The organism is Bradyrhizobium sp. (assembly GCF_027451485.1).
GTDB lineage: Bacteria > Pseudomonadota > Alphaproteobacteria > Rhizobiales > Xanthobacteraceae > Bradyrhizobium.
Genome location: NZ_DAIDJE010000076.1, coordinates 1 through 22,683 on the forward strand (window position 1 = coordinate 1; position 22,683 = coordinate 22,683).

Annotated in this window: 25 protein-coding genes and 1 tRNA gene; 14 read left to right on the plus strand and 12 right to left on the minus strand. The window is 62.7% G+C overall.

Annotation, left to right across the window (positions count from 1 at the left end):
* Positions 1-141: 141 nt before the first annotated feature.
* Together NEZ08_RS10285 and NEZ08_RS10290 are read left to right on the plus strand one after the other, a co-directional pair.
* The gene (locus NEZ08_RS10285; protein ID WP_298106512.1) at positions 142-1,446 is read left to right on the plus strand and encodes an IS4 family transposase; all 1,305 of its coding nucleotides are present in this window, start codon (positions 142-144) and stop codon (positions 1,444-1,446) included.
* A gap of 478 nt (positions 1,447-1,924) precedes the next feature.
* On the plus strand, positions 1,925-2,137 hold the full coding sequence (locus NEZ08_RS10290; protein WP_367278400.1) for a hypothetical protein: 213 nt from the start codon (positions 1,925-1,927) through the stop codon (positions 2,135-2,137).
* A gap of 30 nt (positions 2,138-2,167) precedes the next feature.
* On the opposite strand, the gene NEZ08_RS10295 is transcribed toward NEZ08_RS10290, so the two are convergent.
* Positions 2,168-2,252, minus strand: a tRNA-Leu gene (locus tag NEZ08_RS10295).
* Positions 2,253-2,392: 140 nt separating this feature from the next.
* On the opposite strand from NEZ08_RS10295, the gene NEZ08_RS10300 reads away from it, so the two are divergent.
* Entirely contained in the window at positions 2,393-2,929 is a 537-nt protein-coding gene (locus NEZ08_RS10300; protein WP_298106513.1) for a disulfide bond formation protein B, read from the plus strand.
* 97 nt (positions 2,930-3,026) lie between these two features.
* Here NEZ08_RS10300 and NEZ08_RS10305 read toward each other — a convergent pair whose 3' ends face one another.
* Together NEZ08_RS10305 and NEZ08_RS10310 are read right to left on the minus strand one after the other, a co-directional pair.
* A complete protein-coding gene (locus NEZ08_RS10305) occupies positions 3,027-4,091 on the minus strand; it encodes an AbrB family transcriptional regulator (RefSeq protein ID WP_298106515.1) in 1,065 nt (354 codons plus the stop codon).
* Between the two features lie 366 nt (positions 4,092-4,457).
* Positions 4,458-4,718 carry a PsiF family protein gene (locus tag NEZ08_RS10310; RefSeq protein WP_298106516.1) on the minus strand — a complete coding sequence of 87 codons (261 nt, stop codon included), beginning with the start codon at positions 4,716-4,718 and terminating at the stop codon, positions 4,458-4,460.
* A 351-nt stretch (positions 4,719-5,069) separates the two neighbouring features.
* Between NEZ08_RS10310 and NEZ08_RS10315 the strand changes: the two genes are divergently transcribed.
* The 6 genes from NEZ08_RS10315 to NEZ08_RS10340 all read left to right on the plus strand — a co-directional run bounded on the left by NEZ08_RS10315 (position 5,070) and on the right by NEZ08_RS10340 (position 8,758).
* Positions 5,070-5,540, plus strand: coding sequence for a hypothetical protein (locus tag NEZ08_RS10315; protein ID WP_298106518.1), 471 nt, complete (start codon positions 5,070-5,072; stop codon positions 5,538-5,540).
* A 93-nt stretch (positions 5,541-5,633) separates the two neighbouring features.
* Positions 5,634-6,119, plus strand: a complete 486-nt coding sequence (locus tag NEZ08_RS10320) for a hypothetical protein (RefSeq protein ID WP_298106520.1) — start codon at positions 5,634-5,636, stop codon at positions 6,117-6,119.
* Positions 6,116-6,499, plus strand: coding sequence for a CidA/LrgA family protein (locus NEZ08_RS10325; RefSeq protein ID WP_298106522.1), 384 nt, complete (start codon positions 6,116-6,118; stop codon positions 6,497-6,499). The genes NEZ08_RS10320 and NEZ08_RS10325 overlap by 4 nt, the downstream gene beginning before the upstream one ends.
* Positions 6,496-7,218: an LrgB family protein gene (locus NEZ08_RS10330; protein ID WP_298106524.1), complete on the plus strand. Its 723-nt coding sequence runs from the start codon at positions 6,496-6,498 to the stop codon at positions 7,216-7,218. The genes NEZ08_RS10325 and NEZ08_RS10330 overlap by 4 nt, the downstream gene beginning before the upstream one ends.
* Positions 7,219-7,271: 53 nt before the next feature.
* A complete protein-coding gene (locus tag NEZ08_RS10335) occupies positions 7,272-8,051 on the plus strand; it encodes a sulfite exporter TauE/SafE family protein (protein ID WP_298106564.1) in 780 nt (259 codons plus the stop codon).
* Between the two features lie 41 nt (positions 8,052-8,092).
* Positions 8,093-8,758 (plus strand): DsbA family protein, encoded by a 666-nt coding sequence (locus NEZ08_RS10340; protein WP_298106525.1) that lies wholly within the window; start codon positions 8,093-8,095, stop codon positions 8,756-8,758.
* 30 nt (positions 8,759-8,788) lie between these two features.
* Here the strand turns inward: NEZ08_RS10340 and NEZ08_RS10345 are convergent, their stop codons facing one another.
* A complete protein-coding gene (locus NEZ08_RS10345) occupies positions 8,789-8,995 on the minus strand; it encodes a hypothetical protein (protein ID WP_298106526.1) in 207 nt (68 codons plus the stop codon).
* Positions 8,996-9,120: 125 nt separating this feature from the next.
* Between NEZ08_RS10345 and NEZ08_RS10350 the strand changes: the two genes are divergently transcribed.
* Positions 9,121-9,861 carry an SDR family oxidoreductase gene (locus tag NEZ08_RS10350; RefSeq protein WP_298106527.1) on the plus strand — a complete coding sequence of 247 codons (741 nt, stop codon included), beginning with the start codon at positions 9,121-9,123 and terminating at the stop codon, positions 9,859-9,861.
* A gap of 2 nt (positions 9,862-9,863) precedes the next feature.
* On the opposite strand, the gene NEZ08_RS10355 is transcribed toward NEZ08_RS10350, so the two are convergent.
* The 3 genes from NEZ08_RS10355 to NEZ08_RS10365 form a co-directional block, all read right to left on the minus strand.
* The gene (locus tag NEZ08_RS10355; RefSeq protein WP_298106528.1) at positions 9,864-10,934 is read right to left on the minus strand and encodes a dienelactone hydrolase family protein; all 1,071 of its coding nucleotides are present in this window, start codon (positions 10,932-10,934) and stop codon (positions 9,864-9,866) included.
* Between the two features lie 17 nt (positions 10,935-10,951).
* Complete coding sequence (locus tag NEZ08_RS10360) at positions 10,952-11,923, minus strand: S1C family serine protease (protein ID WP_298106529.1); 972 nt, start codon at positions 11,921-11,923, stop codon at positions 10,952-10,954.
* 316 nt (positions 11,924-12,239) lie between these two features.
* A complete protein-coding gene (locus NEZ08_RS10365; protein WP_298106531.1) occupies positions 12,240-12,797 on the minus strand; it encodes an HNH endonuclease in 558 nt (185 codons plus the stop codon).
* 190 nt (positions 12,798-12,987) lie between these two features.
* Here NEZ08_RS10365 and NEZ08_RS10370 point away from each other — a divergent pair, with 190 nt between their 5' ends.
* The gene (locus tag NEZ08_RS10370; protein ID WP_298106533.1) at positions 12,988-14,748 is read left to right on the plus strand and encodes a chloride channel protein; all 1,761 of its coding nucleotides are present in this window, start codon (positions 12,988-12,990) and stop codon (positions 14,746-14,748) included.
* A 28-nt stretch (positions 14,749-14,776) separates the two neighbouring features.
* A complete protein-coding gene (locus NEZ08_RS10375) occupies positions 14,777-15,736 on the plus strand; it encodes a tripartite tricarboxylate transporter substrate binding protein (protein WP_298106534.1) in 960 nt (319 codons plus the stop codon).
* A gap of 43 nt (positions 15,737-15,779) precedes the next feature.
* Here the strand turns inward: NEZ08_RS10375 and NEZ08_RS10380 are convergent, their stop codons facing one another.
* The 3 genes from NEZ08_RS10380 to NEZ08_RS10390 form a co-directional block, all read right to left on the minus strand.
* Entirely contained in the window at positions 15,780-17,534 is a 1,755-nt protein-coding gene (locus NEZ08_RS10380; protein WP_298106536.1) for an NAD(P)/FAD-dependent oxidoreductase, read from the minus strand.
* Between the two features lie 76 nt (positions 17,535-17,610).
* On the minus strand, positions 17,611-18,699 hold the full coding sequence (locus tag NEZ08_RS10385) for a DUF2855 family protein (RefSeq protein WP_298106537.1): 1,089 nt from the start codon (positions 18,697-18,699) through the stop codon (positions 17,611-17,613).
* 42 nt (positions 18,700-18,741) lie between these two features.
* Positions 18,742-19,440: a DNA-3-methyladenine glycosylase 2 family protein gene (locus NEZ08_RS10390; RefSeq protein ID WP_298106539.1), complete on the minus strand. Its 699-nt coding sequence runs from the start codon at positions 19,438-19,440 to the stop codon at positions 18,742-18,744.
* Between the two features lie 160 nt (positions 19,441-19,600).
* Between NEZ08_RS10390 and gluQRS the strand changes: the two genes are divergently transcribed.
* Both gluQRS and NEZ08_RS10400 read left to right on the plus strand, forming a co-directional pair.
* Positions 19,601-20,473 (plus strand): tRNA glutamyl-Q(34) synthetase GluQRS, encoded by an 873-nt coding sequence (gene gluQRS, locus NEZ08_RS10395; protein WP_298106540.1) that lies wholly within the window; start codon positions 19,601-19,603, stop codon positions 20,471-20,473.
* A 104-nt stretch (positions 20,474-20,577) separates the two neighbouring features.
* Positions 20,578-21,834 carry an ATP-binding protein gene (locus NEZ08_RS10400; RefSeq protein WP_298106541.1) on the plus strand — a complete coding sequence of 419 codons (1,257 nt, stop codon included), beginning with the start codon at positions 20,578-20,580 and terminating at the stop codon, positions 21,832-21,834.
* On the opposite strand, the gene NEZ08_RS10405 is transcribed toward NEZ08_RS10400, so the two are convergent.
* Both NEZ08_RS10405 and NEZ08_RS25770 read right to left on the minus strand, forming a co-directional pair.
* On the minus strand, positions 21,761-22,579 hold the full coding sequence (locus NEZ08_RS10405; RefSeq protein WP_367278401.1) for a YihY/virulence factor BrkB family protein: 819 nt from the start codon (positions 22,577-22,579) through the stop codon (positions 21,761-21,763). The genes NEZ08_RS10400 and NEZ08_RS10405 overlap by 74 nt on opposite strands.
* Positions 22,549-22,626 (minus strand): CRISPR-associated DxTHG motif protein, encoded by a 78-nt coding sequence (locus tag NEZ08_RS25770; protein WP_367278402.1) that lies wholly within the window; start codon positions 22,624-22,626, stop codon positions 22,549-22,551. The genes NEZ08_RS10405 and NEZ08_RS25770 overlap by 31 nt, the downstream gene beginning before the upstream one ends.
* Positions 22,627-22,683: the final 57 nt, after the last annotated feature.

Here is a 22,683-nt window from a genome sequence, read left to right on the forward strand (position 1 = left end):
CGGCTATTGAATGCACACATCTTTGTTGCCGAGGCCGGCAAAGACTGATTCCCTGCTTGGGTCGGTTTTTGGAGGGGCCATGCGGGAGGAGATTGGGCTGGGGCGATTTGGCGATCGCCGCCTGGAAAAAGGGGGGTCTCGTTGCACGATGCGCTGGTTCGAAGGCCGGGCTCGTGTATTCGACGGCTTGCCGGAAACCGGGCGCGGGAGATTCAGTTCACGCGCTTTCTGCGCAACGAGAGGGTGAGCGTCGCGGAGATGGCGAGCCATGCGGCTGCGCGCACTGCGAATCGTGTTGCCGGTCGCGAGATCATCGTGGTTCAGGATACCAGCGAGCTGTTCCTTGGCGGGCGGCGCGCCAAGGCCAACGGATATGGACCTGTCGGCAAGGGTGGCGGGGTACGCGGACTGCTCCTGCATGCGGCGCTCGCAATTGATGCCGGCAACGATGCGTTACTGGGGCTTGTTGATGCGCAAGTCTGGAATCGCGACAAGGGCAAGGTGACGGCCCGACGCTCGCGCGTGACAGCGAGCAAAGAGTCCCAACGCTGGCTTTCGGCGTCGGCCAAAGCTGGCAAGGCTCTATCGGCCGCGCGCAGCATCACCGTGATCTCCGACCGGGAGAGCGACATCTACGAGCACTTCGCACGACGTCCGGCGAATGTCGAGTTCATTGTCAGGGCCTCGTGGGACCGCCAGATCAAACTGGAATCGGGGAAGTCTGCACGACTATTTGCGTTCGGCACTCGCTTGCCGGAAGCCAGCCAGTTCAGTGTGACCATTCCTGCAGCGCCAGGCCGTAAGAAGCGGACCGCTCAGCTTGTCCTGCGCTTCTCGCCTGTGACGATATGCAGGCCCCATCCAAGCCCTGGCCCTGGTCTGCCCGATACCATCGGCCTGACCCTGGTGGATGTTCGGGAGGTATCGTCGAGCCATGGTGGCAAACCGATCCATTGGCGGCTGTTGACCACACACGTTCTGACGAGCCCCGACCAAGCACGCCGGATTGTCGACCTCTATCGCAAGCGATGGACTATCGAAGAGTACTTCCGCACGCTCAAGACAGCAGGTTTTGATATCGAGGCCGCCGACATTGGCGATCCCGAGGTCATGATCAAGTTCGTCGCTGCGGCGGCTGTGGCGGCGGTTACAATCATGCAGTTGGTCCGTTCCCGCGATGGAGCGACCCAGGAAGAGCTGGCCGACGCTCTCGAACCTGATGACGGGCCTGTGCTTGAAGCCCTGTCTATTCACCTCGAAGGCACCACCGCGAAGCAAAAAAATCCCCATGCAAAAGGTACGCTCGCCTTCGCTGCCTGGGTCATTGCCCGACTGGGCGGATGGACCGCCTACTATGGAAAACCCGGTCCAATGGTGATGCGAATAGGATTCGAAGCCTTCCGCCGCATAAAATATGGCACCACTCTGAAGCTCCAAAATGTGTGAATCGAACAGCCGATCACCGGGGAGAGCGCGAAGGAAGCCGTAAAACCATCGGGCAGGGAAGGCCGGATTGCTCCGGCGTACCTGTGGTGACTTACTCGTGTGCTTTTTACCTTGCGCACGAGGCTGCGGGTGCGCAAGGCATCCGGCTTTCCCTGCGCCCTCCTTTTTCGAGGGCCATTGGTTTCAGAGCAACCTGGGCGAACCCTGCCGCGGGAATGCGGAAGCGCGCCCGTGGCAAGCGTTTTGCAGGCGGCTCGTCGATTTTGCCGACACCGCGCTATAGGATGATTCGCACGGCCGAGGGATTTTCGCAGCATCGGCAATTTGCAGGGTCACGTCCAATGACTTTCGCTCCCGAGCGGCCTGACCTCAAACAGGGCCCTGACTTCAAAGCGCTGTTCGAGGCAGCTCCCGGACTCTATCTGGTCCTTTCCCCCGAGCTGCAGACGAGTTCAACGGCAGCGGCGAGACCATTCTGGTGGTCGAGGACGATCCCCTGGTGCGCCAATATGCCAGTGCCCAGCTCGCTCAACTCGGCTACCGCGCGATCCTCACCGCCAATGGTCCCGAGGCGCTGGTGGAGATCGAAAAAGGGCTCGCTTCTGATCTGCTGTTCACCGACGTGATCATGCCGGGCGGCGCGAATGATCCGCCGCGCGCTCAATCAGGAAATGTGAGTTTATGGAGTTGACCAGGCGGCGCCGAGTGTAGCCGCGAAGCTTGGTGCCCCTGGCCGGAATCGAACCAGCACTCCTTGCGGAACTCGATTTTGAGTCGAGCGCGTCTACCAGTTCCGCCACAGGGGCCTTCGGCCGGCCGTGGCCGGCCCGACGAAGCCGGCGGAATATAGCTGGACGCTTGAGCCGGTCAACCCGCTGTGAAGAAAGCCGCCTCGACAGCGGCGCGACTCCGCGATACGAGCCGTTGAAATCCCAGGAGCCCAGGAATGTCAGGTATGACGGCCGTGTCCCCGATTCCGCGCAAGGCCTCGCCGGCGCTTCTTGCGGCGCTTGCGATCCTTCTGATCGCGGCGGCGACGATCGCCGGCGCCTGGTTTTTCCAGCTGGTGCTCGGTCTTCAGCCCTGTCCGCTGTGCCTCCAGCAGCGTTATGCCTATTACCTTGCGATTCCGCTCGCGGCGCTGACAGCGCTCGCCGCCGCTCAGAACGGCCCGCGCTGGCTCCTGGTAGGCGGGCTGACCATCCTTGCGTTGGCCGCGCTCGCTAATGCCGTACTCGGCAGTTACCACGCCGGCGTGGAATGGAAGCTTTGGGCGGGTCCGGCAGATTGCACGGGGCCGGTCGGCAATCTCGGCAGCGCAGGTTCGCTTCTGGACCGGCTCGACAAGGTCAAGGTGGTGATGTGCGACGAGGTGCAGTGGCGATTTCTCGGCCTCTCGCTTGCCGGCTACAACGTGCTGATCTCGCTTCTGATGGCGGCAATCGCGGCCTGGGGCGTGGCGCGGTCGTGGATGCAGAACTAGGGTGTTTTTCGAGCGAAGTGGGCACCGGTTCGCGCGAAGAAACGCGTCAAGACAAAAATCCAGAGCCCGGCTTCGATTCAATCCAACCGGCCAGGGTCTAATCGTCAACATCTTCCTGCGGGCGTCCGAAAAGATGGACGATGCCGGGCGTCGCAATCGTGACCACAAGGAAGCGCGACAGGTGATGGGCGCCGACAAAGATCGGATCGATGTGCAGGGTCAGCGCCAGAGCCAGCATCGCGTCCATGGCGCCCGGCGCGTAGGCCACAAGGATGTCGGAAAAGCGCACATGGGTCGTCCACGCGACGATCGTTACGAAAATGGCCGTGATCGCGACCGCGATTGCAAAGGAGCCGAGGCCCGCAGCGAGGTGACTGAGAAAGGTACCCGCTTTCATCCGGGAAAACCGCGAACCGATCAGCGTCCCGATGCCTACCAGAGAAATGGCACGCACCAGCGGCGGCAAGCCGCCGTCGATCAATCCCGCACCATGCAGCACGGCTGACCCGACCATTGCGCCGAACAGCCAGCTCGCTGGAAATTTCGCGATTCGGAGCAGAAGCGAGGCCGCAACCGAAGCGCCGATCAGGCCGATCAGCCCGAGCGGCGAGGCCACCGTTGTCGACAGCGCCGGCGCGGAAGCCGGGGTCAATCCCGTCAGCACAAGAATGAGCGGCAGTGCGGCGGTCAGAATGATCACACGCAAGGTCTGCACCACCGCGATTGGGCCCATGTCGATGCCCCTTTCGATCGCCAATATCGTAATTTGCGACAACGCCCCCGGGGTGGCAGCGAGAAACGCCATGGTGCGATCCCAGCCATGGACGCGCTGGAGATAGAGGCTGGAGCCGAGGGTGGTACAGAAGGTAGCGAGTGCCAGCAGACCGATGGTCAGGGGATAGGCGCCGATATGTTGCAGAAGTTGCCGCGACATCAGCGAGCCCAGCGAAATGCCGAGCATGACCAACACGGCTTGCGTCAGGTGAGCGGGGACCGCCATCGGCCGGCCCAGCATGGCGGCAACGGCGACGGCGAGCATGGCGCCGGAGATCAAGCCGCCCGGCAGATGCGCCACGAGAAACACGACGCCGCCGACCGTGCCGATCGACAGCGTCTCGATGAACTGGAGGGTCTGCTTGCGGGTGGGGAGGGCGTCCGCCAACCGCCAAGAGATTTGGCGAGGGATCTGGCTCACGGCGCCTTATGGCAAATCCGTGCTTTGGGAACAAATGCGCTGGCGCAATCGCTGCAATGCCCGGATCGATCGATTGGGCCCGGCATTCCGCCGTCGGGGGACGGCGGAATCCCATCCGCAAGTGGAGTGGATTTGACATTCGCTATGCTTCCGGCTCGCGAACGCCGAAGCCGAATGTCAATCCCAAATTCCCCGAGGCTGCCGGATTTGCTGGTGGTCCCTTGATTCCATCATTCGCAAACATGCTCGCTGCGACGGGATGCGAATGTTAGAATCAGACCACCAGGGTCAGGATGAAGGATTGCCAAACCCGGCTCTATTGCTGCTTCGGGCTTATTGCTTCTTCGCCGCGCCCTTGGCTTCCTTGATGCATTCGCGACGGAATTTCTTGCGCTCCTTGCCCTTCAGGCCCTTTTCGTCCGCCTGCTTGGAGCATTCGAGCGATTCCGGGCTGCGGGCCTTGGAGGACTTTGCCGGCGCGGCCATTTGGGAGCCCGCTGCGGGGGCCGCCGTGTTGGACTGGGCGAAAGCGGGAGCGGCGAACAGCAGGAACGACGCGCCGAGGGCGGCGGCCACGCGGGAGGAGATCGTCATGAGATATACCTCAGGTTTAAGGATGGGTGGGCACGGTCGCGCCGTGATGCTGAACCGCGGATGAATGAAGTGCGGAGAGCGTTTTGCGGCGCGGTTTTTTTGCGCAGGCCTGCATCGCCGTTGTCACATGCCGTGACTTCGCTCGTGGTCCGATTCTGACATTTGCATCCCTTCTCGGCAGGCACTTTTGCAAATGTTAGAATCACACGACCACTAGCAAATATAAGTTTCTAGTGGAGTTTTGGATTTGACATTCGCTTGACGAATTCGTGGCTGGGTGACTTGCGAATGTCAAATCCACTCCACTAGGATGAGAAGCTTTCGACCAGCCATCGCCGAGGGAGACCAAGGATGACCATTAAAGCCAAATTATTGTGTGCATTTGCCGCTTCGAGCGTCGCGGCCGTGATTGCCGCAGCGCCCGCCCACGCCCTGACCATGCAGGAGTGCAGCGCCAAGTACAAGGCTGCCAAGGCTGACGGCACATTGAACGGCCAGAAGTGGAATGAATTCCGCAAGACCCAGTGCGGCGCAGAAGCTACCGCCGCTCCTGCCGCTCCTGCGCCGGCCGCGGCCGAAGCCAAGCCGAAGGCTGCACCCGCCGCGACCGCTGCACCGGCCTTGCCGAGCGGACCGGCGATCTTCCCGATGGCGATCAATCCGAAATATCAGCAGGAAAGTGCCGGCAAGGCCCGCATGCACACCTGCGTCGATCAGTACAATGCCAACAAGGCCACCAACGCCAATGGCGGCCTCAAGTGGATCCAGAAGGGTGGCGGCTACTACAGCGAATGCAACAAGCGCTTGAAAGGAGCAGCTTGATCATCCGGGATGAGGCCCGGGCTCCATCGGCCCGGGCCTTTCCCCATCCGGCAAAGGCGCGTGATAATATCTGGGCATTCGCGGGGGAAGGCGATGGGCAAATCTGAAACGGCTGCGCTTGTCGCGCTGATACTCGTGTCCCAATGCCTCTCGCTGGCGACCGCCGCGCCTTTGATGATGGCTCAGGCGGGCACGCAAGCTTCGCCCAGCGCGGCTCGCGCGCCAACGCCTGCGGAAACCGTCGCGCCTCCAACTACCGTTGCTCCCGCGGAGAAAGCCGCTCTGTCGACGCCGGCCTGCTCGGTGAAATATCTGGAGGCAAAAGTTGCGGGCAAGTTGGCCGGTCGCAAATGGGTCGACTTCCGCCGCGACGAATGCGGCAAGCGCGAAACCACGGCCGTTTTCCCGACGACGATCTCGCCGAAATACGCCAACGACAGAGATCTGGATAAGGCCCGTACGAAGACCTGCGCCGATCAGTTCACCGCCAACAAGACCACCAATTCCAATGGCGGCCTTGTGTGGATCGAGAAGGATGGCGGCTACTACGCCGAATGCATTATGCGTCTCAAAGGATGATCGCGAGCCTCAGCCTCATCCTCCTGTGTCAGTTGGCCGGCGAGGCCTTTGTGCGTTGGCTTGGCCTGCCGATGCCGGGACCCGTTGTCGGCCTGATTTTGCTTCTGTTGCTGCTTTTGGCGCGCGATCGCTACCCCGCGCTTGCACACGGGCCGCTGCACGGCGGCGGCGTTGAAAATGCCAGCCTCGGTCTGCTTGCCAATCTCTCGTTGCTGTTTGTGCCGGCCGGCGTCGGCGTGATCCAGAAGCTCGATCTCATCGTCGATCACGGCGTGGCGTTTCTGGGCGTATTGGTCATTTCGGTGCTGATCACGCTCTTGGTGACGGTGGTTACTTTTGTTGCAGCGGGCCGGCTGATGATGCGGAATGAACAGTCATGAGCCGCGATCCATTCTCGCTTTGGGTCTATCTTTCCCAATCGCCTCTATTGTGGCTGACGGTCACGCTGCTGGTTTATGCGATCGCGGACGCGGTCTCGATCTGGACGGGCCGGCATCCCTTCGCCAATCCCGTCCTGCATTCGATGTGGATCATCGGGACCTTCCTGAAGCTGACGAATACGTCCTACACGACCTATTTCGGCGGCGCGCAGTTCGTGCATTTTCTGCTTGGGCCGGCGACCGTGGCGCTCGCTGTCCCGCTTTATGAGAATCGCAAGGTCGTGGCTTCCGCCATCCTGCCGATGCTGGTGGCGCTCGCCGCGGGTTCGGTCACGGCGGTTGCTTCCGTCGTGGTGCTCGCGCAAGCGGTCGGCCTGCCGCGCGAGGTGGTGCTTGCGATGGCGCCGAAGTCTGTCACCGCCGGCGTTGCGATGGGCATCAGCGAGTCACTGCATGCCGATCCGTCCTTGACGGCGGTCGCGGTGATCCTGACCGGCATCCTCGGCGCGATCACTGTCACACCGTTGATGAACTGGATGGGCATCACCGATTTTCGTGCGCGTGGTTTTGCCGTCGGCATCGCCGCCCACGGCATCGGCACGGCCCGCGCGTTTCAGGTCGATGCGGTCGCCGGCGTGTTCGCCGGGATAGCGATGAGCCTGAACGCGCTGGTTACCTCGCTGCTGGTGCCACTGGCGGTCACCTTGCTGCTGAGGTAACAGAACCCGCAGTCTCAAGGCCCGTTTGCGGGACCAAGAAGGAGATCGTTTTGATCATTTCTGCGATTCAGGCGGTGCTCGCCGTCGGGTCGGGCGCGCTGGTTGGTTTTTCGCTGGGCCTGATCGGAGGAGGCGGATCGATCCTGGCGGTGCCGCTGATGGTCTATGTCGTCGGCGTCACCGATGCCCACCTCGCGATTGGTACCAGTGCCATTGCGGTCGCGGCCAATGCCGCCATCAACCTGTGGCATCATGCCCGCGGCAGTACCGTGCGATGGTCGGTCGCGATTCCCTTTGCGGCGGCGGGAATTGCGGGAGCGTTGGTCGGCGCCGTTTTTGGCAAACTGCTCGACGGCCGAAAGCTGCTTGAGCTGTTTGCGCTGCTCATGCTGGTGATCGCTGCGTTGATGCTCAAGACGCGCGCGCGCGCCGGGGTCGGCGACGTAAGCATCAGCCGGGGTAATATGCCGGCGGTCCTCGGGCTTGGTCTAACCACCGGCGTCCTGTCCGGATTCTTCGGTATCGGCGGCGGCTTCCTGATCGTGCCGGCCCTGATGTTGGCGACAGGGATGCCGATCATCAACGCGGTCAGCTCTTCACTGGTCGCCGTGACGGCCTTTGGCTTGTCGACGGCCGCGAGCTATGCCTGGTCGGGGCTGGTCTCCTGGCAACTCGCCGGACTGTTCATTGGGGGCGGAGTTGCCGGCGGCCTGCTCGGCACCCGTCTCGCGCGTTTGCTGTCGGGCCAACGGGGCGCGCTCAATGTCGTGTTCGCCTCTGTCATTATCCTGGTGGCGCTTTATATGCTCATGCGTAACTTGTTCGCCTCCTGATCGTAGATCATGGAGGAGCCGTGAGCCAACCGGAGACAAAAATGCAGCATTCGATCTATCCGTTTCGGCCAGGCCGGCGGCAAACGCTGAGCCTGTTCGGAGGGGCGGCTGCGGCGCTCGGGCTTGGCGCGCTCGCCATACCTGCGCGGGCTGAAGAGGAGGAAGTCCTCACCGAAGCGCAGGTATTGCGCGATCCGGATATACCAGTGGCCGGGAATGCGGCGGGAGACATCTCGATTGTCGAATATTTTGACTATCAATGCCCATATTGCCGCAAGGTCGAACCGGAATTGCGGCAGGTGGTTTCCGACGACGGCAAGGTCAGGCTGATCTGGAAAGACTGGCCAATCCTTGGGCCCATGTCCGTCACCGCCTCGCGCATGGCGCTGGCGAGTCGATACCAGGACAAGTTCGTTCAGGCTCACGAGGCGCTGATATCAATCAATTCCAAGCTGACGGAAGCGAAGATACGCGAGGCGCTCGCTGGCGCCGGCGTCGACATGGATCGTCTTGACCGCGATCTGTCGGCCCGCGCTAACGCGATCGATACGACGCTAAAGCGCAACAATGATCAGGCGCTGGCCTTTGATTTCCGCGGCACGCCCTCATTCATCGTCGGGAAATTCCGCGTCCCCGGCGTTTTGACCAAGGCGCAGTTCACTCAAGCCATAGCTGACGCGCGAAAGGCGGCCGCAGCAAAGAAATAATGCTGCGACCGCCTCAAGCCGCCACATTTATTATCGTGACGATAATTTGATCCAATCCTCGTGGGCACGGGTCTTCAGCACGTGCCAATCGGCGGAGACGACATCCCAATTGACGAGGGTTCGGTTGCTGGCCGCATTCTGGCCGTTCGCTACGGTTGAAGTGGATTGCGAGTCAGAGATATAGACGCCGGCGAACAGCAGTGCCGCGCCCAAGACCATTCCCAGCAAAACCTGCATCGCTGTGGCTCCGAAATTGACGGCGCGACAACGGACTGGCTCGGGATTGGTTCCCGGCATCTCATCGCCTATCTTCATGACAGCAGACCCGGGCGCGTGGCGACGTGACGAGGAGAAAAGAAAATATGAGCAACGACAATATGAAGGTCGCGATCGTGACGGGGGCTTCGCGCGGTATCGGTGCAGCTGTGGCCGAGCGTTTGGCCGCTGACGGGTTCGCCGTCGTGATTAACTACACGGCGAGCGCCGAATCCGCCAAGGCGCTCGTTCGTGCCATCGAAGCGCGCGGGCAGCGAGCGCTCGCCGCAAAAGCCGACGTGAGCGACGCCCATGCGGTGCGCGGCATGTTTGATGCGGCCGAAAAGGCATTCGGCGGCGTGGACGTGCTCGTCAACAATGCCGGCATCATGAAGCTTGCGAAACTCGCCGAGTGCGATGAAACCGCGTTCGACGAGCAGATTGCGATCAATCTCAGGGGCAGCTTCAACGGCATGAGGCAAGCGGCCAGGCGCCTGCGCGATGGTGGCCGGATCATCAATTTCTCGACCAGCGTGGTCGGTACCAAGCTCGAGACCTACGGTGTCTATGCCGCGACAAAAGCCGCGGTGGAGACGATGACCGCCATCCTCTCGAAGGAATTGCGTGGCCGCCGCATCACGGTCAATGCGGTAGCGCCGGGCCCGGTATCCACCGAGCTTTTCCTCACTGGCAAATCGCCGGAGCTGGTCGAGCGCATGGCCAAGATGCCTCCGCTCGAGCGGCTGGGCACCCCCGAAGATATCGCCGCCGTCGTCTCCTTTCTCGCAGGCCCCGATGGCGGTTGGGTCAACGGGCAGGTGCTGCGCGCCAATGGGGGCCTGGTGTAATCCTAGCCGCCGCCCAGCCACCGCAGCATCGGCGCGTTCATCTCGCGCGGATAGCAATGGCTGAGATTGTCGACTTCGCGATAGGTGACATCGGCGCCCGCCGCCGCCAGCGCGTCGCGGGCCAATCGCGCCGTTTCGACCGGAAACATCCAGTCGAGCGCGCCGTGTACGATGTAGATCGGCAGGCCGCGCAAACGGTCGGCATCGGCCTTCTGGGCCATCAGCGGATGAAACGTTGCCGCAACCGGCGCGAGATGGGTGAATGGCGAAGCACCTTCGAGCCCGGTGACGTAGCTGAATGTGCCGCCATCGCTCATGCCGGTCAGCAGCAATTTTGTCGGGTCGATATTCCAGCGGCCGCGCACCGAATCGAGAATGCGCGAGAGGTTGGCGGTGTCTGCGTCTTCGCCCATCAGCGCCCAGGTGGCTCCCAATGCAGTCGGCGCAACAAGGATCGCACCGAGACTGCGGGCGTCACGCAGCCAGCGCCAGAGGAAGCCCCGGCCATTGCCGCTGCCGCCATGCAGCGCCATCACCAGCGGCCAGGCGCGGTCGGGCGTGTAATATTCCGGCACGTAGAGCGAGAAGCCGCCGCGACTGCCGGGTTCGTTGTGATCGTGGATGATGCCGGTGATCTCGGTGGTGGGTGCCGCGAGGCGCTGCAGCAAGGCGGTATCGTCATTAAGATCGGCGTTGAGGAAGAAGCTGCTCACCGGCGGAAATCTGGCCGCCAATGGATAGAGCGCCTCTTCCGCGCGTGGCAGCTGGCGCAGCGCACGGAAGGCAAGGGTGATATCTCCGCTGCCGGCTCGCACCGCGCGCAAGCCCGAAAAGGCCGATAGCGCCGCATCGCTTGCGGTCTCAAGCGCGTGCTGGACGTCGGCAAACTCGGCCGGCCAATTGGAAAGCCGTGGACGGGCCGAGCTCAGATCGGCATCGGGTTCGCCGGCAGCCTCCATCACGCGATCGAAGGAGGGTGGGTGAAAATGGCGGGCGATGAACCCCAGCGTTTCGAGTGACTGCATCAGCGGAGGCAACACCGCGATCACATCGTCGATCACGGCCTCGCTCATCTGCGCCGGACCTGCCGTTAATGAAGCCGCGGTGCCTTCAACAGCCGCGCGCGGTCGGTCGAGGCGAGCACGACGTCAAAGGTAACGCCTTCATGGTGCACGGTCAGCGGCACGTCGACACCTGCTGCACCCAATGCCCAGAGCTTTCGGTAGAAGTCGGCCTGCGAGGCGATCTTGTCGCCGTTGATGGCGAGGATCACGTCGCCGGCCTTGAGTTCGGCGCGCGCCGCCGGCCCCTTGGCGGAAACGCCCACGACGACGACGCGGTTGTCGATCTCGGTCGAATACATTCCGAGCCACGGTCGCGCCGGCTTGTTGATGCGCCCGAATTTGCGCAAGTCGTCGACGATCGGCTTCAGGAGGTCGATCGGCACCACCATGTTGACGTGCTCGGGCTTGCCGTCGCGCTCACGCTCGAGCTGAAGCGAGCCGATGCCGATCAATTCCCCGCGATCCGAAATCAGCGCCGCACCGCCCCAATTGGGATGGGCCGGGTGGGTGAAGATCGCTTCGTCCAGCATGTATTCCCAATAGCCGGCAAATTCCTGCTTGGCGACGATCTGGCTCGCCACCGATCGGGTCCGTCCGCCAACGCCGCCCATCACCACGCGATCGCCAACCTTCGCGGCAGCCGACGAGCCAATCGGCAACGGCTCGAGGTCGAGGCGGCCAAGGGGCTGCACAAGGCCGAAGCCGGTCACCGAATCGAATCCAAGCGCATGGCCCTCCACCACGCGTCCGTCGCCGGCATGCAGCCAGACGGCGTCAGCCTCGGTGATAAGATAGCCGATGGTCAGCACCAGGCCGTCATCGATGATCACCCCATTGCCTGCGCGCTCCGTGCCGAGCGTCTCGGCGCTGAACGCGTCGGACGGGATGATCGAATGCAGACCGACCACCGAGGCAAGCGCGTGATCGAGGTCGAAGCGGTAATCGCCGGTCCGGGGCTGATGTGCCGGCGGCACCTTCCACTCGGTGAGGGCAGGCATCGAGAATCTCCCTGAGGATTGGCGGCGGTTTTGACGCGAGACGTCAACCTGCGGCTCGATCCAAATGGCATCCATAAGCTCCGCCTTGGGCGGCGGTTTGGAGCCGCAACAATCTTAAGACGCAAATTTTCTTCGGAAAAGACCTTGATCCAGTTGTATTTCCGGCTCGCGCGGACATCGCCCGCGTCCTGCTCAGGCACCAAACAGGCGGGCAGTTGCGTCACATCGCCTCCTTGAGCTTTGCTCAATCGGCGCCGTGTTGAAACCGTGCACAAATGGTTCGCAACCAGCGCGGCGGCAATACGCATTGGCCGGCTTACGGATCGAGTTCGGTGTCCCAATAGAGATAGTCGAGCCAGCTGTCGTGCAGATAGTTTGGTGGAAACAGCCGGCCGTTGCGATGAAGCTGATGCACCGTCGGCGCGAAGGGCTGTTGCTTCGGAAACATCCGCGCCTGCTGCGGCGTCAGGTTACCCTTCTTCAGATTGCATGGCGAGCAGGCCGCGACGACGTTTTCCCAAGTGGTCTGGCCCCCTTTGCTGCGCGGGATGATGTGGTCGAAAGTCAGATCGTCGCTCGACAGGCAGTATTGGCAGACGAAACGGTCGCGCAGGAAAACGTTGAAGCGGGTGAAGGCTGGGTGCGTGGTCGGTTTGACAAAGGACTTCAGCGACACCACGCTGGGCAACTGGATCTCGAACGTGGGGCTGCGGACGGCCCGGTCGTAATGTTCGACGATGTTCACGCGGTCGAGAAACACCGCCTTGATCGCGTCCTGCCACGACCATAGTGAAAGCGGATAATAACTCAGCGGCCGGAAATCCGCGTTCAGCACCAATACCGGCCAACCGCCTTGCGAGACATGTGCGTTCAAGTAACGCTCCTGGCCTCCATCTAGCTGCGAAGCAGCATGCATTGACATACTACATGCAGCGTGACGGGATTGTGAAGAGCATAGATGGGGTTGCCTGGTTCTGTCTATTTGTGGCCGGATTGCGAAGGCGCTGCCAAGATCGCAAAAGGGACGCCAAACGAGCGCGACTGACCGCTATGGAAACCGCAAAATGATCACCGAAACCCGCTACATCGAGGCGCCACGGCGGCTCCGGGCCTTCGTTCGGGCCCACGAGACGAGCCTCGTGCTTTTGGCGGCACTGGTCGGGGTGGTCGGCGGATTGGTCGTGGCAGCCATGAGTGCTGCGGTGAACGTGCTTCACACAACCTTGTTCAATCTCAGCTCCGGAGACCGGCTTTCAAGCCAGCTCTCGGTCGATCCCGTCCGCGCGCTGCTGGTTCCAACCGCCGGCGGGCTTCTGCTCGGAATAGCCTTCCTGTTGCTGCTGCGGTTTCGCCCGGGCCGTGAAATCGACCCGATCGAGGCCAATGCCTTGCACGGCGGACGAATGTCCTTCCGCGGCAGCGTCATCGTGGCGCTGCAAACCATCTGGTCCAGCGGGGTCGGGGCTTCGGTCGGGCTTGAGGCCGGATACACCCAGCTTTCAAGCGGGCTGGCGGCATCGCTCGGCCGCGGCTTTCATCTGCGCCGCGCCGATCAACGCTTGATGGTCGGATGTGGCACGGCGGCCGCAATTGCAGGCGCCTTCAGTGCGCCGCTGGCAGGTGCCTTCTACGCATTCGAACTCGTGATCGGCGGCTATACGCCTGCGAGCCTCACGCCGGTCGGGGTCGCTTCGGTCGTCGGCTATTTCGTCGCCCACGCCCTGACGCCGCTCTCGCTTGCCATCGCCACCGGTCCGGTGGTCGGCATTGTCGTCGGACGCGACCTTGCGGCGGCAGCGCTGCTCGGGGTTCTCGCCGCCCTGTTCGGGATCGCGATCATGCGCGGCGCCGGGCTGTGCGAAGCCTTGTTATCGAGAATCATACGGTGGCCGCCCCTGCGTCCGGCACTGGGCGGTCTCGTCGTCGGCATCCTGGCGTTGCAGACGCCACAGGTGCTGTCGTCAGGACATGGTGCGCTGCACTTCAACGGCATCGTGACAATGCCGCTCGCATTCATCGGCATGGTCTTCGTGCTGAAGACGACGGCATCCATCGTTTCGCTCGGCTCCGGCTTTCGCGGTGGCTTGTTCTTCGCCACGCTTTTTCTCGGCGGAATCGGCGGCCGCCTGTTCGCGGAAGCCTTTGGCGGCATCTGGCCGGGTTTGCGCCTCGAATCCAACATCTACGCCGTTATCGGCATGAGCGCGCTGTCGGCCTCGGTTATCGGTGGGCCGCTGACCATGTCGTTCATCGCGCTGGAATCCACCGGCGATCTCTGGCTGACGACGGCCGTGCTGGTCGCAGTGATCATTTCGAGCCAGATCACGCGCGAGTTGTTCGGCTATTCCTTTGCCACATGGCGCCTGCACCTGCGCGGCGAAACCATCCGCAGCGCCGCCGACGTAGGCTGGATCCGCGATCTCACCGTGCGACGGCTGATGCGGCCGGACGTGCTGACCGTGAATGCCGCGACGTCGATCGCTGAATTTCGCCAGAAGTTTCCGCCGGGATCGAAGACGCAAGTGGTTGCGGTCGACGATGCCGGCCACTACGCGGGAATGGTGTTCGTGTCGGATGCGCACGGCCCCGACATTGATGCAAAAAAGAGCCTTAACAGCATCCTCCACTATCCGCGCGTCGTGTTGCATCCCGGGATGAATATCCGGGAGGCGATAGCGGCGTTCGACGTGACGGAGGCTGAATCGCTCACCGTGGTCGAAGCCGGCGATCAGCGGCCGATCGGGATATTGACCGAGGCGCATGCGATGCGGCGCTATGCTGAAGAATCCGAGCGGCGGCGGCGCGAGGTGATTGGCGATGTCTAGGTCATTCGGTCGGCGGTGGTTCCTGGCTATGCCCGCTTTCATCGCTGCTCTCGGTTGGGGAGCAGGCGATCTCGTGGCGGAGACCTATCCCGTGCGGCCGATCACCATGATCGTTCCATTCCCCGCGGGCGGTGCGACCGACACGCTGGCGCGCTTTCTCGGCGAGAAAATGCGGGATGGCCTCGGTCAGCCCGTTATTATCGAGAATGTGGCTGGCGCCGCCGGAACCATCGGCGTCGGGCGTGCGGTGCGGGCGCCAGCCGACGGCTATACGCTCTCGATCGGCACCTCGACGACGCATATGCTCACCGGCGGCCTGTACACGTTGCCGTTCGATCTTCTGAAGGATCTCCAGCCGATTATCTATATCGGCAGCGAACCGCTCTTGCTCGCGGCGCGGAAGGACTTTCCTGCCGATAACCTCAAGGCACTGATCGCCTATCTCAAGGCCAATCCGGACAAGGCTTCGGTCGGCATCGCCGGGGTCGGCGCGACCGGGCATCTGGCCGGCATAGCATTCCAGAAAGAGACGGGCACGAAATTCCAGTTCGTGCCGTATCGGGGCAACGCGCCGGCGATGCAGGATCTGCTCGCGGGGCAGATCGACTTCATGATGGAGCCGTCGTCCAACTTCAAATCCCTGCTTGCAACCGGCAGCATCAAGCCGATCGCGGTGACCGGCAAAACACGCCTGCCGGCATCGCCCAATATTCCGACGATCCAGGAGGCCGGCCTGCCCGGCTTTACCGCCTCGCTCTGGTACGGACTCTGGGTCCCGAAGGATACGCCGAAAGACATCATCGAGAAGCTCAACGCGACCATGCGGGCGGTACTCGCCGATCCTGCGGTGCAAAGGCGGTTCGACGATCTCGGAATTCAGATTTCGCCGTACGACCAGCAGTCACCGGAAGCTTTGCGGGCCTTCGAGAAAGCCGAGGCGGAGCGATGGTGGCCGGTCATCAAGGCATCCAACCTCAAGGTGGAATGAGAGCCTGGAGGCTTTGCGGCCTCCCGGAATGACCGCGCAGAAGCTAAAGCAAGCGTTCCTCGATCGCCTTGATCTGCAAGCCCAGGAATTTCGAATTGATGCGGCATTGGGCGAGGCTGCCGGCGATGAACCAGAGCCCCCGCTGGGGCGTGCGCATGTACATGTTGCGGAGTTCCTGCCCGTCGCCGTATCCCCAGATCGGGCCGACGCGCGCGGCGAGCTCATCGCCGAACAATTGCCTCACCAGAGCTTCCTGCGGCTTGTAGCCGGTCGCAAGCACGATGAGGTCGGCGGCAAGCTCCTCGCCATTCTTCATCCGCAGGCCGCCGGCGGCGAAGGAGGCGATGTCAGAGAATTGCCGAAGCGCGATCTCGCGCCGCGCCACCAGGTCCGAGCAGCCGACATTGAAATAATAGCCGCCGCCGCGGGTGAGGTATTTGAACTGCCAGCCGGTGTTGTCTTCGCCGTAGTCCAGTTTGAAACCGACCGCGTTGAGGCCATCGAGCAATTCCTTGTCGAATTGCTTGGATTGCTCCGTGATCATCTGGTGGGTTTTTCGCGCGAGCGCCAGCGGCATCGAGACCGCGATCAGGTCGTTGTCCTCCAGCGAGCCTTCGCTATAGGTCGCATAGGCGAGTTGCGCCGACGGCTCGATATTGGTGACGAGGGTCGGGCTGCGTTGCACCAGCGTCACGATGGCACCGCTCGAATGCAGGTCCTGCGCGATGTCGTGACCGCTGTTGCCGGTGCCGACCACGACCGCGCGCTTGCCCTTCCAGGTTTCGCCGTCGTCATAGCTGCTGGAATGCAGCACCGTGCCGGAAAAATTCTTCAGCGTCGGAATATCCGGAATATTCGCAATGCCGCTGACGCCGGTCGCCATCACGATATGGCGCGGGTGCAGGACGCGCTCGCTGCCGTCACCTCGGCGCAGCACGGCCGACCAGCGGCCTGTGGCCTCGTCGTAAGAACCGCGCTCGAAGCGGCTGTCGGTCCAGAAATTCAGCTCCATGGCATCGACATAGGCTTCGAACCAGTTGGCGAGCTTGTCCTTGGGGATATAGACCGGCCAGTTCGGCGGGAACGGCATGTAGGGCAGGTGATTGACGTGCACCTGATTGTGCAGGGTCAGCGCATGGTAACGCTTGCGCCAGTTGTCCCCGATGCGTTTCTCGCGATCGACGATCAACGTGTCGACGGAGAGCTGCTTCAGCCGCGCGGCGATCGAGAGCCCGGCCTGTCCGCCGCCCACCACGAGCACGGTGGGATCGCGGTCGGCATAGGCGACGGATGCGCGGCGCTGGTCGAGCCAGTTGGGCCCGCGAAAATCGCGCGAATAGGACTGGCCGCGTGGCCGTGCGGAACCGACCGATTCCTCGAACCCCTTAAGCTCCTCAAGCGCGGTGAGCAGCGTCCACGCCTTGAGGCGATGGCCGTCATCAGCGTCGGGGACGAGCCGGATGATCCCGTGGCCGCGGCCGTCCCTGGTTTCGAAGCTGAAGATCGCCTCGATCGTATCGGTTCCCGCGCGCTTCACGCGACGCGGCGGCGCCCGATCGGGATCGATCCGGAAGTGGCGCGGCGAGGCACGGCGGGCGAGAAGGACAAGTTCGGTCAGGATTGCATCGAGACCTTGGAGCGTTTGCAGGTTCCAGCTCAGTGCCAGCACGTCGCGCCAGAAGCTGTCGGGGTGAAAGAGCGGGCGAAGCGTTCGGTCGTCGGGGTGTTCGAGCGCGCGGGCAAATTCCGTCAGCCAATTTTCGGCGGATAGCGCGATATCGTCGGTGCGATCGAGCATGCGGTGGCCTCGCTGGGCCTTGCTGGGCGTTTCCGGGATGGAACGCTATACCCTTTGAGAACGCGCCAAAAGCAGTTCAGTCGAGAAGCGACAGCATGTGGCCCTGCGCCGGGGGAATATGGCCATTCAGCGTGTCCAGGTAGACCTTCCTGACAGCCTCCGGTCCGCGGCCTTCGATGAGGGTGAGCCGCGCCGGCAATGTCGGGGCAAAGCTGGACCAGGCGGCGCCAAACCGCTGATCGACGCCGCCGGGTCCCCACGCCCTGGCGCGCCTTCGAATCTGGTCCGGGGCGAAGAACCATGTCGGCTTGGCACCCGGCAGTCCCGGTTCATCCGGCGAGAAGCTTCGATGCGTGAGCCCGATCCGGCCGGAATATTTCATGGCGGCGCCAAAATGGCGGTGCAACCTTGCGCGCAACGCGCCGTTGCCGGCCATATCGACAAGCGCGGCAGGCGAATCCGTTTGCAGCATTTCGATTTCGTCGTAGAGCACGACCTCATGATAGCAACCGAGCGAACGGACGAAGTCGGCGTTCGCCGCTGAAGTCAGGCCGATCACGCAAATCTGCTTGCGCGCGTGCAGAAGGTGGGCGAGACCGAACGCTGTCTTGCTCGATGCGCTCGAGAGCAGCACGCGGCGCGACCCAAAAAAATCATTCTCGTCGAGAAAATCGTCGACCAGGAAAGCGAGCATGAAGAGCGGCCGCAGCAGCGCCTGATAGTCGCCGTTGCGCCCTTCATAAATATCGTTGCCTGCAACACGCGCATAGGCGTTGTAGACCGACGCGACGCCTTGCCGGTGCGCTGCTGCATCGCGCAGGCCACGCTTGCTCACATCAGCGGCCTCGATCACAAGATGAGTTGCCATTGGAAAATTGCCGAACAGGCGTTCGCCGATTGCGACCGAGGGATGACGGGAAGCCACGACTTCGCCGAATCCCCATACCGGAACGATGCCGAAATCTTGCGGCGCCGGGAACAGCTGCCAGTATTTCAGCTGATCGCCGAGCGCCGCATAGGTGATGTTGTTGGCGGTGAAGGCGAAGCGATCAACTTTGACCAGCAGAGCTTCAAGGGGTAGCGAATCCGCATCTGGCAATTTCGTTTCGATGAAACTGCATTCCTGGAGATCGTTGCGTGCAACGATGAAGTCGGTGGCGTTCATGGGCAGCGGCCGCGGTTGAACCGCCGCAATCTTTGCCTTCAGCTACGAACGTTTGGCAACAGGGACATTGTTTGAAACTGCGTTCGCTTTCTCGCTTCCACTGATCACGCCTTCGCGTTTTTTGATCGCGCGGTAGTACGACCACCACAAATGCGCCACGGCGCCGCGCATCGGACGCCAGGGTTCGGCGATACTGGCCATTTCCTTGAGGTTAGGGCGCTTCTTCAATCCCAGTCCGATTTTCACCGCCTCCTGCACGGCGAGGTCCCCGGCCGGCCAGGCATCGCCATGGCCGAGGCAAAACAAAAGGTACACGTCGGCAGTCCACGGCCCGATGCCATGCAGCGAGACCAGCGTGTGATGCGCGGCGTCGGCATCCTCGCTTGCGAGCACATCGAGATTAAGCCGCTCGGCGGCGATCTCGCGCGCCAGATTCTTCAGCGTCTTGATCTTGGCCGCGGACAGGCCAAGCCTTCCCAAGCGGTCGGCGCGGGCGCGGCGGAGCGCATCGGGATCGAACGGATCGAAGGCCTTGGCAAGCCGAGTCCAGATAGCTGACGCGCTGGCGGTCGAGAGCTGCTGGCCGCAGACGATATGCGCAAGCCCTACAAAGCCCGGCTCGCGCCGCCGCAGCGCCGGCATCCCCGCGACCGCAAACACCGGTTGAAGCCGCGGGTCCAGTTTGAGAAGCGCGTGGATCGCCTCTTCAAGATCGGCCTGGCTGTCGAGGTGGAGCGTCATTGCATCAATCTTGCATTTTGGTCATGGGTCGGGTGTCACGGGCATCCATCCCATATCGCAAAAACCAATTCTTCAGGGACGGATTGCGGGGTGCCGGACAAGTGTACGTAGTCTCGCGAAGCAGATTACTATGTCCGGCAATGACAGGTGTGAAAGATCGATGCCGCCAGCCGTTTTTCGTTTTGCGCCGAGCCCGAACGGGTATCTGCATCTCGGACACGCCTTTTCGGCGATGCTGAACGCCGATCTGGCGCGGGTGTCCGGCGGACGATTCCTGCTGCGCATCGAGGATATCGATCCGACCCGCTGTCGACCTGAATTCGAGGCGGCCATCTACGAGGACCTCGCCTGGCTCGGGCTATCCTGGGAACGGCCGGCGCGCCGCCAGTCCGAGCACCTTTCCGATTATCGCGATGCGCTTGAAAGGCTCGTCGCGCGGGGGCTTGTCTATCCCTCTTTCGAAAGCCGTGCCGAGATCACCCGGGCCATCGCGGAGCAGGAAAAGAAGGCCCCTTGGCCGCGCGATCCCGACGGTGCGCCGCTTTACCCGGGGACGGCACGTTCCCTGACGCCGGAGGAAAGGTCGCGGCTGTTGCAATCGGGCGCGCCGTATGCGCTGCGGCTCGATATGGCCATGGCGTGCCGGACCGCCGGCCCGCTAAGCTGGACCGAGCGCGGGCAGGGGCCTCGGGGCGAGACCGGGACCGTCACGGCCGATCCTGCCGCGTGGGGCGACATCATTATCGCGCGCAAGGAGACGCCGACCAGCTATCACCTTGCAGTGGTGGTCGATGATGCCGTTCAGGGCGTCAGCGAGGTGGTGCGGGGGCAGGACCTGTTCTGGTCGACGAGTGTCCACCGGCTGTTGCAGGAACTGCTCGGACTGCCCCAGGCCGCTTATCGCCATCACCGGCTCATTCGCGACGCGGCCGGCCAAAAGCTGTCGAAATCGACCGACGCCTCGGGGGTTCGCGAACTGAGGGCCGCAGGCGTGAGCCCAGCCGACATTCGCCGCCGGATCGGCCTCGCCTGATCGTTACTCAGCGTACCAACAATCTGTTAGCCGTGACGTCGTGCTTCGCGTGACTCATTCCACCCGGACGTGCCATGCTGTGGCCAGCCAGGATTGGGGGAATCATGGCATTGAGTTCGCGTCTGCGGCGCAGTGAGCGGCGGTTGCAAAACAAACGGCCGAAAAAGCGTAAAGCGGCGGCAGCCGGCAAGCGGCGCAAGGCCGTTAGAAAGGTCGGCAGGACGGCCGACCCCGGCATTGTCGAGACGGTGCTTGCCACTTTCGCGCATGAGGTCCGCACGCCGCTGACCGGCATTCTGGCCATCAGCGACCTGCTCGCGACGTCGGAGCTCGGGGAGCGGGAACGGCGCTGGGTCGATACCATCAAGGCTGGCGCCGAGCACCTGGCAAGCCTTGCCACCCTGTTTGTCGATGCCGCCCGAAGCCGCCATGCCGAATTTGGCATCCGGAAGGATTTTTTCGATCTGCGGACGCTTGCTTACAGCGCTGGCGGATCGCTCGCCGGCCGGGCAACGGCCAAGGGACTGCAATCGAACGTCGACATCTCGGACGAACTGCCGACCTTCGTCATCGGCGATCCCGTGCGCCTGCGCGCCGCGCTGGAAAACCTGATCGACAACGCGACCAAGTTCACCGAGCATGGCGGCGTGGCGCTGACCGTGCGGCCGACCGGTGAAAGGAAGGGCAAAGTCAGCGTGGCGTTTGCGGTTTCCGACAGCGGCATCGGCTTGACGCTCAAGGAAATCAAGCGGCTGTTCCGCCCGTTTTCGCAGGCAAATGTCAAAATCGCCGCTCGCTTCGGCGGTGCCGGGCTCGGGCTATCGTCGGTCAAGCAGCTCGCCCGCGCGATGGGTGGCGATATCGAGGTCGCGCCGCGGCGCGGCGGCGGGACCACGTTCACGCTGACGGTGAAGCTGGACCGTGCACGGGCCTCGCCGTCGCAGCCGGGACGCCATATGGATCGGCCGCAGGATCACGCGCGGGGCTTGCGCGTTCTCAGCGTCGAGGACAACCCGTTCGGCCGGGTCGTGCTAAACGCCGTCCTGACCGAGCTCGGCCATCAGGCGGAGTTTATCGGCAGGGGCGAAGATGCTGCCGACCGCGTCATGCAGGGTGGTTTCGATGCGGTGCTGATGGACATGGTGCTTCCGGGCATCGATGGCATCGAGGCAATCCGCCGGATACGCTCGCTCGGCGCGCCCTATGGCGGCATCGCGATCATCGGAGTCTCGGGCCGGAGCGACGACGAGCCGGCCGCGCGGGCGGCCGGCGCAGACGCTTTCCTGGTCAAGCCTGTGTCTCCGAGGACCTTAGCGATTGCGCTGCTTGAAGCGACATGCCGCGCGGCAGGCGCGACTTGATGATCGCCGCGTTCAGCTCGCCGCCATAGACGAAGATTGCGGCCATGAAATACAGAAATACCAGCGCGATGACCACCGAGGCGAGCCCTGCATACATCGTGACATAGTTGTTGGCGAAGCGCGCCAGATACTGCCCGAAGACGATGCCCGACAGCATCGAAGCAACCAGGGTGAAAATAATGCCGGGCAGGATCTGCTGGAACGATCGGCGGCCGGCGGGAAGCCAGGCGTGCAGCACGAACAGTGCAACCACCAGGGCCACCCCCGTAATGCCGTAGCGGGCGATATTGAGGAGTTTTTCGTTGCTTTCGACGATGATGGGAATATGGCGCCGGGCCGCTTCGAGCATCAAGGGGCCGAGCACGATCAGAAAGGCCATCGCCAGCGACGTAAACGCGGCGACGAGCGTATAACCGATTGACTCCAGTCGCAGCCAATACCATCGGCGCGGCTCGATCACGGCATAGGCGCGGTTGAGCGCCACGCGGAGCGCCTCCACGCCGTTGGAAGCAAAGTAGACCGCAAGCACCGCGCCAATGGTCAGGATGTCGCCGCGGCTCGTGGTCAGAACGTCGTGGATGTCGACGGATAGCGTATCGGCGACCTGCCTCGGCCAGATCTGGAGCAGAAGGCCTACGGCCTGATCGGCAAGCTCCTTGGACCCGAAGAAACCGGCGAGCGAGGCCAACACGATGAGGAACGGAAACAGCGCCATCAAGGTCGACAGCGCGATGTGGCTCGCGATCGCCCAGCCATCATCGGCAAGGAACGTATAGAATGCGTCGAGGCCAACGTGAAAGATGTAGCGAATCTGCCGCACCACGGACCCCGGCATCAGTTAATCAAGCT

Excerpts from the sequence above, each read along its gene's own strand:
- NEZ08_RS10300 (WP_298106513.1), top strand. The coding sequence starts at position 2,393 with ATGTCAGGTATGACGGCCGTGTCCCCGATTCCGCGCAAGGCCTCGCCG.
- NEZ08_RS10310 (WP_298106516.1), bottom strand. The coding sequence starts at position 4,718 with ATGACGATCTCCTCCCGCGTGGCCGCCGCCCTCGGCGCGTCGTTCCTG.
- NEZ08_RS10315 (WP_298106518.1), top strand. The coding sequence starts at position 5,070 with ATGACCATTAAAGCCAAATTATTGTGTGCATTTGCCGCTTCGAGCGTC.
- NEZ08_RS10320 (WP_298106520.1), top strand. The coding sequence starts at position 5,634 with ATGGGCAAATCTGAAACGGCTGCGCTTGTCGCGCTGATACTCGTGTCC.
- NEZ08_RS10325 (WP_298106522.1), top strand. The coding sequence starts at position 6,116 with ATGATCGCGAGCCTCAGCCTCATCCTCCTGTGTCAGTTGGCCGGCGAG.
- NEZ08_RS10330 (WP_298106524.1), top strand. The coding sequence starts at position 6,496 with ATGAGCCGCGATCCATTCTCGCTTTGGGTCTATCTTTCCCAATCGCCT.
- NEZ08_RS10340 (WP_298106525.1), top strand. The coding sequence starts at position 8,093 with ATGCAGCATTCGATCTATCCGTTTCGGCCAGGCCGGCGGCAAACGCTG.
- NEZ08_RS10345 (WP_298106526.1), bottom strand. The coding sequence starts at position 8,995 with ATGCAGGTTTTGCTGGGAATGGTCTTGGGCGCGGCACTGCTGTTCGCC.
- NEZ08_RS10350 (WP_298106527.1), top strand. The coding sequence starts at position 9,121 with ATGAGCAACGACAATATGAAGGTCGCGATCGTGACGGGGGCTTCGCGC.
- NEZ08_RS10355 (WP_298106528.1), bottom strand. The coding sequence starts at position 10,934 with ATGAGCGAGGCCGTGATCGACGATGTGATCGCGGTGTTGCCTCCGCTG.
- NEZ08_RS10360 (WP_298106529.1), bottom strand. The coding sequence starts at position 11,923 with ATGCCTGCCCTCACCGAGTGGAAGGTGCCGCCGGCACATCAGCCCCGG.
- NEZ08_RS10370 (WP_298106533.1), top strand. The coding sequence starts at position 12,988 with ATGATCACCGAAACCCGCTACATCGAGGCGCCACGGCGGCTCCGGGCC.
- NEZ08_RS10375 (WP_298106534.1), top strand. The coding sequence starts at position 14,777 with ATGCCCGCTTTCATCGCTGCTCTCGGTTGGGGAGCAGGCGATCTCGTG.
- NEZ08_RS10380 (WP_298106536.1), bottom strand. The coding sequence starts at position 17,534 with ATGCTCGATCGCACCGACGATATCGCGCTATCCGCCGAAAATTGGCTG.
- NEZ08_RS10385 (WP_298106537.1), bottom strand. The coding sequence starts at position 18,699 with ATGAACGCCACCGACTTCATCGTTGCACGCAACGATCTCCAGGAATGC.
- NEZ08_RS10390 (WP_298106539.1), bottom strand. The coding sequence starts at position 19,440 with ATGACGCTCCACCTCGACAGCCAGGCCGATCTTGAAGAGGCGATCCAC.
- gluQRS (WP_298106540.1), top strand. The coding sequence starts at position 19,601 with ATGCCGCCAGCCGTTTTTCGTTTTGCGCCGAGCCCGAACGGGTATCTG.
- NEZ08_RS10400 (WP_298106541.1), top strand. The coding sequence starts at position 20,578 with ATGGCATTGAGTTCGCGTCTGCGGCGCAGTGAGCGGCGGTTGCAAAAC.